The organism is Corynebacterium bouchesdurhonense (assembly GCF_900078305.2).
Taxonomy (GTDB): Bacteria; Actinomycetota; Actinomycetes; order Mycobacteriales; family Mycobacteriaceae; genus Corynebacterium; species Corynebacterium bouchesdurhonense.
Window position 1 is genome coordinate 942207 of the sequence record NZ_LT546028.1, and the last position, 13385, is coordinate 955591.

Sequence of the window (13385 nt, forward strand, 5' to 3'; positions counted from 1 at the left end):
CTCTCTCGCATGACCGCGACTATTGACATCCTCGACATCGCCCGCGAGAAGTGCCTCGAGCGTGGCGAAGGCTTGAACCAGGACGAAATTCTGCAGGTCCTGCAGATCGAAGACGACCGCCTCCAGGAACTGCTCGACCTCGCGCACCAGGTGCGCATCAAGCACTGCGGCGTGGACGTCTCGCTGGAGGGCATTATCTCGCTGAAGACCGGCGGCTGCCCCGAGGACTGCAGCTTCTGCTCCCAGTCCGGCCTCTTCGAATCGCCGGTGCGCGCCGTGACGCTGGACATCAGCGAGCTGGTTGAGGCAGCCAAGCAATCCGAGAAGATGGGCGCGAGCGAGTTCTGCATCGTCGCCGCCGTGAAGGGTCCGACCGACGCGCTGCTCGACCAGGTTGCAGAGGCAGTCACCGCGATCCAGGACGAGGTGGACATCTCCATCTCCGCCTCCCTGGGCATCCTCACCCGCGAGCAGGCGCACCGCCTCGCCGAAATGGGCGTGACGCGCTACAACCACAACTTCGAGACGGCCAAGTCCTTCTTCCCCAACGTGGTGACCACCCACACCTGGCAGGAGCGCAAAGACACCCTGGAGAACGTGCTGGCGGAGGGTATGGAGACCTGCTGCGGCGGCATCATCGGCCTGGGCGAGACGCTCGAGCAGCGCGCGGAGTTTGCGGCCCAGCTCGCCGAGATCACCCCGCACGAGGTGCCGATGAACTTCCTTGACCCGCGCCCGGGCACCCCGTTCGCGGACCGACCGCTGGTGCCGCAGGGCGAGGCGCTGCGCGCAGTGGCGGCGTTCCGCTTGGCCATGCCGTCCACCCAGCTGCGGTTCGCCGGCGGCACCGAGCTCGCGCTTGGCGACGACGGCACGGAGCAGGGCCTGCTCGGCGGCGCCAACGCCATCATCGGCGGCAACTACCTGACCACCTTCGGCCGCCCGATGGAGAAGGACCGTGACGCGGTCGACCGCGTGATGGACGCCAACTTGAACCTCTCCATCACCCCGGTGGGCCAGAAGCAGAACTCCGGCCACGGCGCTCTCTACGACACGCTGAAGTCGCTGTAGTGAAGATCCCAGATTCTACGGAGTTGGCGGACGCGGTCCTCTCCGGGGAGATCAAGTGGCCGCTCAACCCCGAGCGGCCGTACGACGCGCCGCGTATCTGCCCGATCTGCCAGCGTCGCATGGTGGTGAAAATTAGCCCCATGGCGTGGGAAGCCGCGTGCTCGCGCCACGGAATCCTGCGCTCGGAGTGGCTGGAACGGTAGCTAGCGCACGAACTTTCGCGTGCGGGTGAAGACCACCGAGCATGCCGCGAGGGTGAAGATCGCGGCAACGGCAATCGCGACGACGTAAACGTTTGGGCGGAACGGATTGAGTGGATCCTCAGTAAGGGCGGCAGTAACGCCGCCGAGGAAACTGCCAGCGAACACAGCACCAACCATGAGCCAGATCATGCGGGTGCCCTGCGCGAGACCGATCGCCAGGCCGATGAACGCCATAGTGAAAAACACCGCGAAGTGCAGTAGAACGGTCAATGCCATTGAGGAAGCATCCTGCGCGGCGCCATCAATGAGGTAGGGATCGCCGTTGCCGTCGATCCAGGGCATCGGCTCGCCATTGGTGACCAGGAACGGGTCGTACCACCAGTAGTACGGACTGCGCGACTGGTGAAACACTGCCGACGCTGCGGTCAGCGGAGCCACCACTGTTGAGGAGACGAGTGCGGTGAGCGCGGCAGAATTCATCCACCGGTTGAAACTGGTGCCCAACTGGTTCATCGCCGCCCAGTTCTTGCCGCCAACTGCAAAGAAAATGGCGAGGACGGCGGCGCCCAGCATGGTCCACAGACCGCCGTCGCCGAATTCGAAACGGCCCAGGGGTATGGCGATGCACAGCAAGAGGAAGCCGCCCAGGTACACAGCGGGTTTGAAGGGGCTAAGGAAGAGTTTCATCGTGCGATCCTTTCGGTGGCGAGCAGGTCGATAAGTTCCGCGTCGGTGGGGTAGGAGACGGGCAGATGACACTCCCCATCGCTGATGGGTTCGGCGAACGTCGCACGGGTCGTCGGCCCGAGGCTCGCGGTTTCCGCGACGGGGAAGCGTGCGGCCAGTTCTGCGATCTCGGCGGCGGGGCCGGTGACCGTCGGAAAGCACAGGCGCGCGTCGTCGAGCGCGACGGGGCGGGATACTTCGCGGTCGAACACCTGGATGACGTGGGTGGCTAGGCCGGCGAAATCCTCGGGCCGGTGCGACGCCATCACCACGGTGCGCTCCGGATCCTCAGCGATGTAGTCGATGAGACGCTGGCGGGCCTGTTTGCGGGTGGCAACGTCGATGCCGTCAAGGGGTTCGTCGAGAAGCAGTAGCGGCGCTGCGGTGGCGAGCGCGACCTCGAGGGTCAGCAGTCTTCGCTGCCCGACGGAGAGGTTCTTCAGGCGGGCATCGGCGATATCCAGCTCCTGTAGCGGCCGTGCGGTGCGGACGGCGCGGAGGTGGTCGGCGACCGTGGTGCCCGCGAAGTTCGCGTCTGGGCCAGCGGGCACCAGGGCCGCGCCCGGGCCCATCATCGAGTGGAGGTAATGCGTCTTGCCCGCCGCGTTCGGCCCGACGAGGGCGTAGAAACCGGGTTCCAAATTCATCGGTTGCGCTCCTTGGTGATCATGTCAGTCAGTTCTGCGGTGGTGAAGCCGAGCTGGTCGGCTGCGTGGACGAAGGGCTCGACGAAGTCGCGGGCAAACGCTTCACGACGGGTGGAAAGCACCTGCTCGCGAGCCGTATCCAGCACAAACATGCCGAGGCCGCGCCGCTTTTCCAGAAGCCCTTCGTTGAAGAGTTCGGTGAGCGCCTTGGCTGAGGTGGTCGGGTTGACGGAGTGGTAGGCGGAGAGCTCATTGGTGGACGGCACCCGGTCGCCGGGGGCGAGAGCGCCGGAACCGATCATGTCGCGGAGCTCGTCCGCAATCGCCTGGTATATTGGTTTACCACTCATGTGGGTAACCATAGAACTAGAAAAGCGCTGCCGTCAAGGGCAGCGCTGAAAATGCCTCGCTAGTACGCGGCGAAGTTCTCCACCGCGTACTGGGTGCCGTTGGGCGCCACGGCGATGCCTACGCCGATGTGGGTGACGTTCGGGTCCAGCAGGTTCGCGTTGTGGCCCGGCGAGGCCGCCCACGTTGCCACCAGCTCGTCCGCGCTTTTGGCGGGGCTGGTGGCGATCACGTTCTCCTTGGCGGAGCGCCACCCCGCCGGGTACACCGCGGGGATGTCGGGGCGGTGGCGCGGCTGCCCCTCGCGCGCGAGGGTATCGGCCCAGCTCTGGGCGACGCTGTTGAGCTGGGGCATGGCCTGCACGGGACGCAGTCCGTGGGCGGCGCGGTAGCGGTTGGTTGCGTCGACAAGCGATTGCTGATCCACGGCCGGGGACGCCGCGGGCGCGATCCCCGGCAGCGCCACCTGGCTCGAAAGCTGCTGGGTGTAGCGCGCGTACTGGTCGATGAGGACCTGCGGGTTCGGCAGGGCCGGCATGGCCGGCAGGGCGATCTGGAGTGCCTCCGCGGGCGCGGGCACGGCGCAGGTCACGGCGGCGGCGAGGGCGGCGGGCAGCAAACGGTGCTTCATAGGCAGCAAGAATATCGCGTCGCCCCGCGGTCCCGCGCGGTGCGCACCCGATAAGCTAAGGCACATGTCTGCAACCACCCCCCAAACTCCCGCTGGTAAGCAGCGCGTGCTTTCCGGCATCCAGCCCACCGCCGATTCCTACCACCTGGGAAACTACCTCGGTGCGCTGAAGCAGTGGATTGACCTGCAGGACAGCTACGAGGCGTTCTACTTCATCCCGGACCTGCACGCCATCACCGTGGAGCAGAACCCGGAGGAACTGCGCGAGCGCACCGTTGCTGGCTGCGCGCAGCTGATCGCGCTGGGCATCGACCCGGACAAGTCCACGCTGTTTGTGCAGTCCCACCTGCCGGCACACGCGGAGCTGACCTGGATTCTGCAGTGCCTCACCGGCTTCGGCGAGGCCAGCCGCATGACCCAGTTCAAGGACAAAAGCGCGAAGCAGGGCCAGGACCGCACCTCCGTGGGCCTGTTCACCTACCCCATGCTTATGGCCGCGGACATCCTGCTCTACTCGCCGCAGCTCGTGCCGGTGGGCGAGGACCAACGCCAGCACCTGGAGCTCACCCGCAACTTGGCGGAGCGCTTCAACGCGAAGTACGGTGAGACCTTCGTGGTGCCGGAGGGCTTCATCCCGGAGGGCGCGGCCAAGATCTACGACCTGCAGGAGCCGACGTCGAAGATGAGCAAGTCGGGCGCGAACCCGAAGGGCATCATCAACCTGCTGGATGAGCCGAAGACCTCCGCCAAGCGCATCCGCTCTGCTGTCACCGACGCGGACGGGGTGATCGCGTACGACAAAGAGAACAAGCCGGGCGTGTCCAACCTGCTGGTGATCCAGTCGGCGCTCACCGGCCGCCCGGTTGAGGAGATCGTGGCCGGCTACGAGGGCCAGGGCTACGGCGCACTGAAAGTGGACACGGCCGACGCGCTCGAGGCGTTCACCACCCCGCTGCGCGCCCGCTACGACGAGCTGATGGCGGACCGCGGCGAGCTCGAGTCCATCCTCGCCCGCGGCGCCGAGCGCGCCCGCGAGGTGGCGGAGCCGTTACTCGCCGGCGTGTACGACAAGATCGGTTTTTTGGCCCCCAAGCGCTAACCCGCGGCGCTCCTCTACGATGTATTGCTGGCACGCCCCGCCCTGAACCCGGGGCGGGGTGCACACCACTTACGCAGAACAGCAGAGGGAACATCAGAGGGAAGGGACGCCGATGGCAACATCGACATCGCCGCGCAAGGCGTACACCGACGATCTAGGGATCGAGCGGGCCACCAAGCAGCAGAAGCAGGGCGCCGTCGACCAGATCGAGCAGAAGGTGCCCGAGGTGGGCCACCTGATGCGGATGCAGAACCGCTTCGGGGCCGAGGGCGGCAACCAGTCCGCCGCCGGCATCACCTACTTCTCGGTGCTGGCGCTGTTTCCCCTGCTGATGCTGCTGTTCGCAGGCGCCGGTTTCTTCCTCAACGCCCGCCCGGACCTGATGCACGAAATCCAGGACCAGATCACCCAGAACATGGACGGTGAGCTGGGGGATCTGGTGAACAGGGTGCTGGAGGCGGCAATCGCCCAGCGCGGCGCCGTTGCCGGCGTGGGCCTGTTGACCACCCTGTGGTCCGGCCTGAACTGGATGAACCAGCTGCGCACGGGCATCTCGCAAATGTGGGGCCTCGACGCGAACGAGGGCGGCAACTTCGTGGTGAAGAAGTTGCGCGACCTAGTCGGCCTGATCGTGTTGATCCTGCTGTTCATCGTGGCATTCGGCGTGACCGCGATCGGCTCCTCCGGCTACACGCGCGATGTGATGGAGTACTTCGGCGTGGGCGATTTCCCCGGCGCCAGCTTCTTGGTCTGGCTGGTGGGCATCACCGTGGGCATCCTGGCCAATTTCATTGTGATGGTGTGGATGGTCATGTACATGCCGCGCACGAAGGTGCCGGTGAAATCCGGCCTGAAGGGCGCGCTGCTGGGTGCCGTGGTGTTCGAGCTGCTCAAGCAGTTCGCCACGTTGATCATCAGCTCCGCCACCGGCAACCCGGCGGGCGCGATCTTCGGCCCGATCATCGCGCTGATGGTGGTGCTCTACCTGGTGTGGCGCGTGGTGCTCTACGTTTCGGCCTGGACGGCCACGACCGAGGAATCTCTGAAGCAGGCACCGGCCGAGGTGCCGCCGCCCGCCGTGATCAACGTGCGCGCGGGCGCGGCCGGCAAGCAGCACAACACCGGCGCGGCCGCGGGTGTCGGGGCCGCGCTCGGCGCTATCGGCGCCGGGATCGCCTCGTTGGTGACGCGAGACTGATCGCGGTGCCCGCGGCGGCCGCCACCGCCACCGCAGCCACCGCGCCGATGCCCACCCAGCGCGCCCGCCCACCCGCGGGCGCGCTGTCATTTTCAGGTACCGCGGTGGGGGTGGGGATCGGGGCCTCGCTTGTCGACGCCCCCTTTTCCCCATCCCCCAAGTTGCCCACGCCACCCCCGGGCGGGATGGGGTACGCCGCCTGCAGCAGCCGCTGCGCCTGCTCCCACGGGCGCAGGTCCCAGGCGGTGGTGTCCAGCACCACGGCGAGTAGGCGCCGCCCGCCGTGGTTGACGGCCCCGGCGAAGGTGTGGTTCGCGTCGTCGGTGTAGCCGGTTTTGCCCCCGATGCCCTCCGGGTCGTTGAGGTACAGCTTGTTGTCGTTCCACAGCTCGAAGCCGGGGAGGTCGTCGAAGCCGGGGAAGGGGTAGTGCTCCGTGTCCACGGCGTCCGCGAAGACGGGGTTTTGGAACGCCGCGCGGTACGCCAGCGCCATGTCCCACGCGGAGGTGGTCATGCCCGGCGAGTCGAGGCCGGAGTACGTGGTCACCCGCGTGTCATGCATGCCCAGGTTTTGCGCCAGCTGGTTGACCTTCAACAGCGCGATGTTGTCGCCGCCCAGGGCCTGGGCCAGCGCGTGGGCGCAGTCGTTTCCGGAGGCCAGCAGCAGCCCGTGCAGCAGGTCGCGCACGGTGTAGGCGCCGCCGGGGCCGATACCGGCGGCGGAGCCCTCCTGCCCGGCCGACTCCGCGGAGACTGGCACCGGCGCGTCCATGTCCAGCTCCTCGATGACCACCATGGCGAGCAGTACCTTGATCAGGGAGGCGGGCCGGTAGCGCCCGTGCGGGTCCTTCATGGCCACCACCTCGCCGGAGTCGATGTCCACCACGGCCCAGGCGGAAGCCACCACGCCCGGGTCCACGTGGAAGCCGGCCGGGGCGCTCACGCCGCACGGGCCGTCGTAGCGCTGCGGCAGGGGTGGGGGCGTGTCGCCGGGGGCGTCGCGCCCCGAGGTGGAGACGGGCTCCGGCGGCGTCAGCGAGCGGGGGCACGCGTCGGTGTCGGGGGCGCGGTCGCGGCTCGGCGGCACCCAGGCGCCGTTGTCGTCGGTGTAGCCGGTGGTTGGCGTGACGGGGGCGTCGGTAAGCAAAGGCCCCTGAGCAAGGGCTACTGCGAGCGCCGCGGCTGCTACCTTCACTGGCGATCCTCCTCTTTCTGCTCGTAGAGCCGGTCAATCAGCTCGTCGGCGAGCGTGTCATCGCGCAAAATCATATCGAGCATTTCGCTTGTCGACGCATCCTGCACACCAAGCTCCTCCCTGATCTCCTCCGCCTCGATCACGGCGGCCTGGCGGCGCTTGCCACGGCGCACCTCGGACGCGATCTTGCGCTCCAGCGCCTTCTCCATCTGGCGGTGCCGCCAGGAACGCAGCCGCTTCGGCTCGATGCCCCGCGCCACCGCCCGCGAGCGGCCCTCCGCCCTCTTGGCCAGGTGCCCGATGTGCGCCGCGGTGTGGTTCACCGGCGCGAAATCCTGGTTGGTGGAAATCCGCCACTCGCCGTAATAGCCCACCAGGAACAGCCCGAAACTGAGCAGCGGCCCGATGATCATCGCGGCTGGGAGGTGGCCGGTGGCATCCCCCACAAGCACCGCCGCCGCGCACGCCACCGCCGGGATCACCGTGGGGGTGTTGCCGCCGAACACCGTAGGCTCACGGCCCGTGACCACGTCCCGGATCATGCCCCCGCCGGTGGCGGTGAACACACCCATCATGATGCACGGAAGAAACGGCAGGTTGTAGGCGATGGCCTTCGTCGCGCCCGTGGCGGCCCACATGGCGGACACCACCGCGTCGCCGTGCGACTGCACGAACTCCCACGTCTTGCCCTTGAAGTAGGTGAAGCGGGCGATGATGGCACCCGTGAACGCCAGGATGAGGTACTCGGGCTCGTGCATCGCGGCGACGGTGCCCTGGTTGATCAGGACGTCACGCAACATGCCGCCGCCGAGCGCGGAGAGCATGGCGATGAAGAAGAAGCCGACGATATCGTAGCCCCGCTGCCTGGCAATGGTCCCGCCGATGATGCCCATCATCAACACGCCCGAGACGTCGAGCCAGCGGTAGATGCTGCCGATGAGGGGGTCGACCTGGTCCACGCTCATAGGTGGGCATTGTATGGCGTGGTGCGGAACGCCACCGCGCCGGGCCCGGGCGGGCCGAGTGGGCGCGCTAGAACTTGGAGAAGCGCTTGATCAGCTGCTCCTCCATCTCGGTCCACGCCTCGGCCTTGTCGGTGAACGGCGCGGTGGGCACGTAGCCGGCGGCCTCGGTGGAGCCGAGCATGTAGGCGAGGTAGTCCTGCATCCGCGGGTTGGCCAGGAGGAGGGAGTTCAGCGAGTCGTCGCCGGCCCAGTCGGCGGCGTCCGCCAGCAGCTCGTACGCCTTAGCCATCTGCTTCGCGTCCACCGCGTCCACGCCCTTGCGGATGTCCGCCGCGAGGCCGTTGAAAGAGTACGCGTTGTCCGGGTGCACCTCCACCTGCAGCTCGCCGGCGTTCGCGGCGTTCATCAGCTCGGGCCAGGTGGACACGCCAGCGAGATCGTGGTCGTCGTTCTCCAGGATCCAGCGGCTCAGGTGCTTGGCGGAGGGGAAGGTGAAGATCTCCCCGTACTTGCCCAGAAACACCGGCGAGGTACCCAGGTAGGTGCGCAGCGTGTAGACGCTTTTGCCCTGGATCGAGATCTTCACCGGGTCGATGCCCGCGCGGGCCCACGCGGACGCGTCGTACGGGTCCTGCGCCGCGGCGGCCGCGGCCGCCTGTTCGCGTTCGGCCTCAGCGGTGCGGGTACGCTCGTCCTCCGCCTCGGCGATGGCGGCCTCCGCATCCTGCACCGCGGCACCGTCCAGCTCGCCGCGCTCCACCACGCGCACGGCACCGTCGAGGGACTCCACCACAGACTTCCAGTTGGCCAGGACCACGCGGCCCACGCCGGACCACTCGTCCAGGCCGTTCTCGCCCGCGTAGTGGTCCGAGCCGCGCGAGACGTTGCCCAACACCGAGTGGGAGGCGAAGAAGATCTGCGCCGTCTCGGCGCTGCCCACCTCGGCCAGCGAGCGCGAGAGCTGGAACACGCGGGAGAGGTTCGCCACGTTCTCGTGGCTCGGGCGGCCGGCGAGGAACTCGGGCGCGCCGATGATGTCGTACTCCTGCTTCGCGCCCGGCACCACCCGCGCGGGACCCTGCGCCTGGAAGTCCGCCCACTTGGGGTGGGAGGCGAGGTCATGGCGCGGGGTGGTGCGCAGGAACGCCAGCATCTCCGCGGGGGAGTTAAACGCCAGCACCGATTCGTCGTCGCCCAAGAAGGCCTGCCACTCGGCGCCGTTCTCCTTCCAGGTCGGGGCCCAGAGGGTGTAGAAGTCGCCCTGCGTCAGCGACAGTTTGACGGGGAGGATCGCGCGCGTGCTCATGGGCGATGAGTGTACTCAACGCGCGCGCCGTGTCCGCCTACCCGGTGGGGCGCCAGAAGCCGAGGAAGGCCATGCCGAGGTTCGAGGTGCGCACCGGGTTGAGCTGGACCGGGTCCCCGGCCTCGATCATCATGCCGTCGCCCGCGTACATCGCCGCGTGGCCTTCCCACAGCACCAGGTCCCCCGGCTGCAGCTCCGCGTAGGAGACCTGCCGCCCCACCGCCTGGCTCGCCGCCGTGCGCGGCAGCTCCACGCCCGCCTGCCGGTACGCCCAGGACGTGAGCCCGGAGCAATCGAATCCGCCGGGTTGGCTGCCGCCCCACACGTACGGGGTGCCGAGCTGCGACTTGGCGGCCGCCACCGCCGCCGCCCCGGCGGACGAACCCGCGGCCGGCGCTGGTGCGACCTGAGGCGGCGGCGCAACCGGGGCCGCCGGGGCCCGGTGCACGGCGGCGGGCACCGTGGCCGGGACCGGCGCCGGCGGCAGCTGAATGCCGGCCGCCGCGGCGTAGGGCTGGGCGGTGCGCGCCAGCCCCGCGAGCGCCTCGGTGGCCAGCTGCCCGGAGGCGGACCCACCCGGCAACGGCACCGCCAGGGCCGCGGCGGTGGAGGCCGCAAGCCGCTGCGCCACCCGGTTCAACTCCTCCTCGAGGTTGTTCAGGGTGCCCGCGGCATCGGCCAGGGCCTTGCCGGTGAGCGCGGCGACCGCGGCGATCTGCGCCCCCGGACCGAGCGGTGCGGCCGCGGCGAACGCCCCGGGCACCGCGGCGATCAAGCTGCCCACGATGTTGGCGAGCTCCGCGGCCGCCGCCGCGGCGAAGATGCCGGCGGCCGCGAAGGCGTCGCTGATGTCCGCGCGGTGGGTAGCCAGCCCCTGCACGGCGGCGAGGTGCGCCTGCGGATCCGCACCCACGGCACGGGCCAGCGGCTCTAGGTCGGCGAACTCGGGGATGCGGAACGACGGCAGGGTAGGGATGGCCTCGGGCGTCTCGGCGAGGATGCGCGCCGCGGTGAGCGCTGGGTTGAGCAGAAGATCAGCGGTGGATGGCAGCGCCGCCCGTCCGGCCTCCCGCGCCAGGCCGGCCCACGCTGCCGTCACAGCATGCCCCCGAGGCAGTGGCAGGGGGCGCTGTCCACGGCCTCGGTGGCGTGGGCGGCTAAGTCCATGGCCTCGGCGAGCCTGAGGGCCTCCGCGCTCAGATCCGCCGCGCGCTGGTTAGCCGCATCCAGCGCGGCGCGGGCGGCGGCTCCAAAGCCGGCAGCGGGACCGGCATCCGGGACGCAGGGCGGGTGGAGCGGGCGGAGGGCTGCCGCGTCGCCGCGCAAGGAGGCGGTGTGCGCTGCCACGGCGGCCGGGTCAATCGCGTAAACGTTCATGGGTATTAGACGCGCGTTTCGGCGCAGCGGTTCCATTGCGGGCGCAAATTCCCCGCGCCCCTGCCCTACCATGGGGCGCATGGATATAACGGTTGTCAACCACCCGCTCGCCGCGTCGCGCCTGACCATCATGCGCGACGCCCGCAGCGACAACGCCACGTTCCGGGCCGCGCTGCGCGACCTCGGCGCGATGCTGATCTACGAGGCGTCGAGGGAGCTGCCGGTGGAGACCTTCGACACGCAGACCCCGGTCGGCACTGCGCAGGGCGTGCGGCTGCGCAAGCCCCCCATTATCGTGCCGATCATCCGCGCCGGGCTGGGCATGATCGACCCGTCGCTGTCCATGATCCCGGACGCCCAGGTCGGGTTCATCGGCCTGGCCAGGGACGAGGTGACGCATGAGCCGGTGCCGTACCTCGAAGCGCTGCCGTCAGATCTCGCCGGTCAGCCCGTCTTCTTGGTCGACCCGATGCTGGCCACGGGCGGGTCGCTCATCCACGCCATCGACCTTTTGGTGGAGCGCGGCGCGGACGACATCACGTGCGTGTGCATGGTGAGCGCGCAGCCGGGCGTCGAAAAGCTACAAGCCCACGGAGGGCCGATCCGGCTGGTAACCGCCACGATCGACCCCGATCTGAACGAGAACGCCTACATCGTGCCTGGCTTGGGCGACGCCGGCGACAGGCTCTACGGTCCGCGCAACATCGATCTGTAGCGGGCGCGGCGCGGCTGCGGTAACCTCCTCCTCGTTCACGTTGGGGACGTGCCGGGGGGAAGCAATGAAGGACGTACTGCCGCAATCGCACTGGGCCAGCTACGCGCTGGGGTTGGGGAACCGGGTGCGCATCACCAGGAACATGCGCGGCCTGACGCAGGCCAGGCTCGCAGAGCTTGCCGGAGTCTCGCGCAGCCTGGTGTCCAATTTGGAGCGCAACGACTACAACGGTTCGAGAGCGGCGGACCCGACCGTGTCCACCGTGTATCGCCTGGCCAGCGCGCTACAGGTGCCGCCGGCGACACTCCTGCCCGGGGTGGGGGAGCAGGTGGCGGGGCCGTACTCCGGCCCGGAACTTGGCCGCCTCGGCGGCGAGGTGGCGCCCGAGGCCGCCCTTGGGGTGGCGGTGGTGCAGTGGCCCCGCAGCCCGCGCGACACTGCCCCCTTCGATGCCGCCTACCTGCAGTGCGGCGCGCCCCCGCAGGTGCCAGCGTTCCAGCCCAGCCTCTTCGATCAGGCGGCTGTGGGCCAGTAGCGGGCGGAGCCGCCCGACGCCTGGAGTAAAGTTTCGGCGGAACCGGGCCTACATAGGCTTAGAAGGCCTAACAAAGGCCTACAAAAACGGGCAAAAAGTATAAGGAGGCGTTGTGGCAGGCGGCATTTCCGCGCACGTGGACGAATGGTTGGGGAATCACCTCGACACCGTCATCGGCTGGCGCCGCCACATCCACTCCCACCCGGAGCTGTCCAACGAGGAGCGCGACACCACCGATTTCATCTGCGGCGTGCTGGCCGAGCACGGGCTGGAGGCGGTGCGCTTCCCCGGCACCGGCGCGTACGTGGACATCGGCCCGGATACCGGCGAGCGCCTCGCCTTCCGCGCGGACATCGACGCGCTGAGGGTGCCGGAACAGACCGGGCTCGACTACGCCTCGGTGGTACCGGGCGTCTCCCACGCCTGCGGCCACGACGTGCACGCCGCAGTGGTGCTCGCGCTCGCGTGCGCTTTGTCCACGGCGCCGTTGCAGTACGGCGTCAGGTGCATCTTCCAGCCCGCGGAGGAGGTCATGGGCGGCGGCGCGCTCGACGTGATCGAGTGGGGCGGGCTCACCGGGGTCTCGGCCATCTACGCGCTGCACGTCGAGCCGAAGCTCCGCGTGGGCCAGGTCGGCGTGCGCGCCGGGGCGATCACCTCGGCCGCGGACGTGATCAAGCTGCGCGTCGAGGGCCCGGGCGGGCACACGTCGCGCCCGCAGCTCACCGCGGACGTGGTCTACGCGCTCGGCGCCCTTGCGACCCAGCTGCCGGCCCTGTTGTCGCGCCGGGTGGACCCGCGCACGGGCACGGTGCTGGTGTTCGGCCGCGTTGAGGCGGGGGACGCTGCAAACGCGATACCCAAGTCCGGCGTGCTCGACGGCACGGTGCGCACCGCGGACATCGCCACGTGGCGCGGGATCGAGGGCCTGCTGCGCGAGCTTATCGACGCAATCGTCGCACCCACCGGCTGCACCTACCAGCTGGACTACGTGCGGGGCGTGCCGCCGGTGCTCAACGACGACGCGGCGACGGCCCTAGCCATCGACGCCGGCCGCGCCATCGACCCGCACGCCGTGGTCACCGCCCCGCAGTCCTCCGGAGGCGAGGACTTCTCGTGGTACCTGGAGCGCGTGCCGGGCGCGATGGTCCGCCTCGGCGCGTGGGACGGCAAAGGGCCGAAACCCGACCTGCACCAGGGCAACCTGGTCATCGACGAGCGCGCCATCGCCGTGGGCGTGCGGCTGTTCGGCTCGATTGCGGAGCACTTCTACGCGGCGGCGGCCGGCGCGGACCTTCCTGCCTGAGCGGGACCTGGGTGAGCCTGTAAACTGGCCCGCGTATTTCCCGCACAATAAGCCCAACAAGAC

General features: G+C 68.9%; 16 protein-coding genes. 7 read left to right on the top strand and 9 right to left on the bottom strand.

The annotated features are described in order from the left end of the window. The first annotated feature begins 21 nt into the window (after positions 1-21). Positions 22-1071, top strand: coding sequence for a biotin synthase BioB (bioB, locus tag BN4252_RS09230; RefSeq protein ID WP_078056921.1), 1050 nt, complete (start codon positions 22-24; stop codon positions 1069-1071). After that, positions 1071-1274 (top strand): biotin synthase auxiliary protein BsaP, encoded by a 204-nt coding sequence (bsaP, locus tag BN4252_RS09235; RefSeq protein WP_066529810.1) that lies wholly within the window; start codon positions 1071-1073, stop codon positions 1272-1274. The genes bioB and bsaP overlap by 1 nt, the downstream gene beginning before the upstream one ends. On the opposite strand, the gene BN4252_RS09240 is transcribed toward bsaP, so the two are convergent. From BN4252_RS09240 to BN4252_RS09255, 4 genes are read right to left on the bottom strand one after another with little or no spacing between them, the layout of a single operon-like run. Next, positions 1275-1961 carry a hypothetical protein gene (locus BN4252_RS09240; protein WP_066529811.1) on the bottom strand — a complete coding sequence of 229 codons (687 nt, stop codon included), beginning with the start codon at positions 1959-1961 and terminating at the stop codon, positions 1275-1277. Beyond that, the gene (locus BN4252_RS09245) at positions 1958-2647 is read right to left on the bottom strand and encodes an ATP-binding cassette domain-containing protein (protein WP_066529812.1); all 690 of its coding nucleotides are present in this window, start codon (positions 2645-2647) and stop codon (positions 1958-1960) included. The genes BN4252_RS09240 and BN4252_RS09245 overlap by 4 nt, the downstream gene beginning before the upstream one ends. After that, positions 2644-2997, bottom strand: coding sequence for a GntR family transcriptional regulator (locus tag BN4252_RS09250; RefSeq protein WP_066529814.1), 354 nt, complete (start codon positions 2995-2997; stop codon positions 2644-2646). The genes BN4252_RS09245 and BN4252_RS09250 overlap by 4 nt, the downstream gene beginning before the upstream one ends. A gap of 59 nt (positions 2998-3056) precedes the next feature. Then, complete coding sequence (locus tag BN4252_RS09255; protein ID WP_187370947.1) at positions 3057-3626, bottom strand: CAP domain-containing protein; 570 nt, start codon at positions 3624-3626, stop codon at positions 3057-3059. Between the two features lie 64 nt (positions 3627-3690). On the opposite strand from BN4252_RS09255, the gene trpS reads away from it, so the two are divergent. Both trpS and BN4252_RS09265 read left to right on the top strand, forming a co-directional pair. Then, entirely contained in the window at positions 3691-4725 is a 1035-nt protein-coding gene (gene trpS, locus BN4252_RS09260; RefSeq protein ID WP_066529820.1) for a tryptophan--tRNA ligase, read from the top strand. A 112-nt stretch (positions 4726-4837) separates the two neighbouring features. Further along, positions 4838-5923 carry a YhjD/YihY/BrkB family envelope integrity protein gene (locus tag BN4252_RS09265; protein WP_066529824.1) on the top strand — a complete coding sequence of 362 codons (1086 nt, stop codon included), beginning with the start codon at positions 4838-4840 and terminating at the stop codon, positions 5921-5923. Here the strand turns inward: BN4252_RS09265 and BN4252_RS09270 are convergent. The 5 genes from BN4252_RS09270 to BN4252_RS09290 all read right to left on the bottom strand — a co-directional run bounded on the left by BN4252_RS09270 (position 5883) and on the right by BN4252_RS09290 (position 10766). Further along, positions 5883-7118, bottom strand: coding sequence for a D-alanyl-D-alanine carboxypeptidase family protein (locus BN4252_RS09270; RefSeq protein WP_096877796.1), 1236 nt, complete (start codon positions 7116-7118; stop codon positions 5883-5885). The two genes, BN4252_RS09265 and BN4252_RS09270, sit on opposite strands and share 41 nt — an antisense overlap. Next, positions 7115-8083: a trimeric intracellular cation channel family protein gene (locus tag BN4252_RS09275; protein ID WP_066529825.1), complete on the bottom strand. Its 969-nt coding sequence runs from the start codon at positions 8081-8083 to the stop codon at positions 7115-7117. Before BN4252_RS09275 ends, BN4252_RS09270 begins: the two co-directional genes overlap by 4 nt. A gap of 67 nt (positions 8084-8150) precedes the next feature. Beyond that, positions 8151-9389: a hypothetical protein gene (locus tag BN4252_RS09280; protein ID WP_066529826.1), complete on the bottom strand. Its 1239-nt coding sequence runs from the start codon at positions 9387-9389 to the stop codon at positions 8151-8153. Between the two features lie 37 nt (positions 9390-9426). Next, positions 9427-10488: a C40 family peptidase gene (locus tag BN4252_RS11350; protein ID WP_230208619.1), complete on the bottom strand. Its 1062-nt coding sequence runs from the start codon at positions 10486-10488 to the stop codon at positions 9427-9429. Beyond that, positions 10485-10766, bottom strand: a complete 282-nt coding sequence (locus tag BN4252_RS09290; protein ID WP_066529828.1) for a hypothetical protein — start codon at positions 10764-10766, stop codon at positions 10485-10487. Before BN4252_RS09290 ends, BN4252_RS11350 begins: the two co-directional genes overlap by 4 nt. Positions 10767-10845: 79 nt before the next feature. Between BN4252_RS09290 and upp the strand changes: the two genes are divergently transcribed. From upp to BN4252_RS09305, 3 genes are all read left to right on the top strand, one after another. Continuing rightward, positions 10846-11481 carry a uracil phosphoribosyltransferase gene (upp, locus tag BN4252_RS09295; RefSeq protein WP_066530859.1) on the top strand — a complete coding sequence of 212 codons (636 nt, stop codon included), beginning with the start codon at positions 10846-10848 and terminating at the stop codon, positions 11479-11481. 64 nt (positions 11482-11545) lie between these two features. Continuing rightward, positions 11546-12016 carry a helix-turn-helix transcriptional regulator gene (locus BN4252_RS09300; RefSeq protein WP_066529835.1) on the top strand — a complete coding sequence of 157 codons (471 nt, stop codon included), beginning with the start codon at positions 11546-11548 and terminating at the stop codon, positions 12014-12016. 112 nt (positions 12017-12128) lie between these two features. After that, on the top strand, positions 12129-13322 hold the full coding sequence (locus BN4252_RS09305; protein ID WP_066529844.1) for an amidohydrolase: 1194 nt from the start codon (positions 12129-12131) through the stop codon (positions 13320-13322). Positions 13323-13385: the final 63 nt, after the last annotated feature.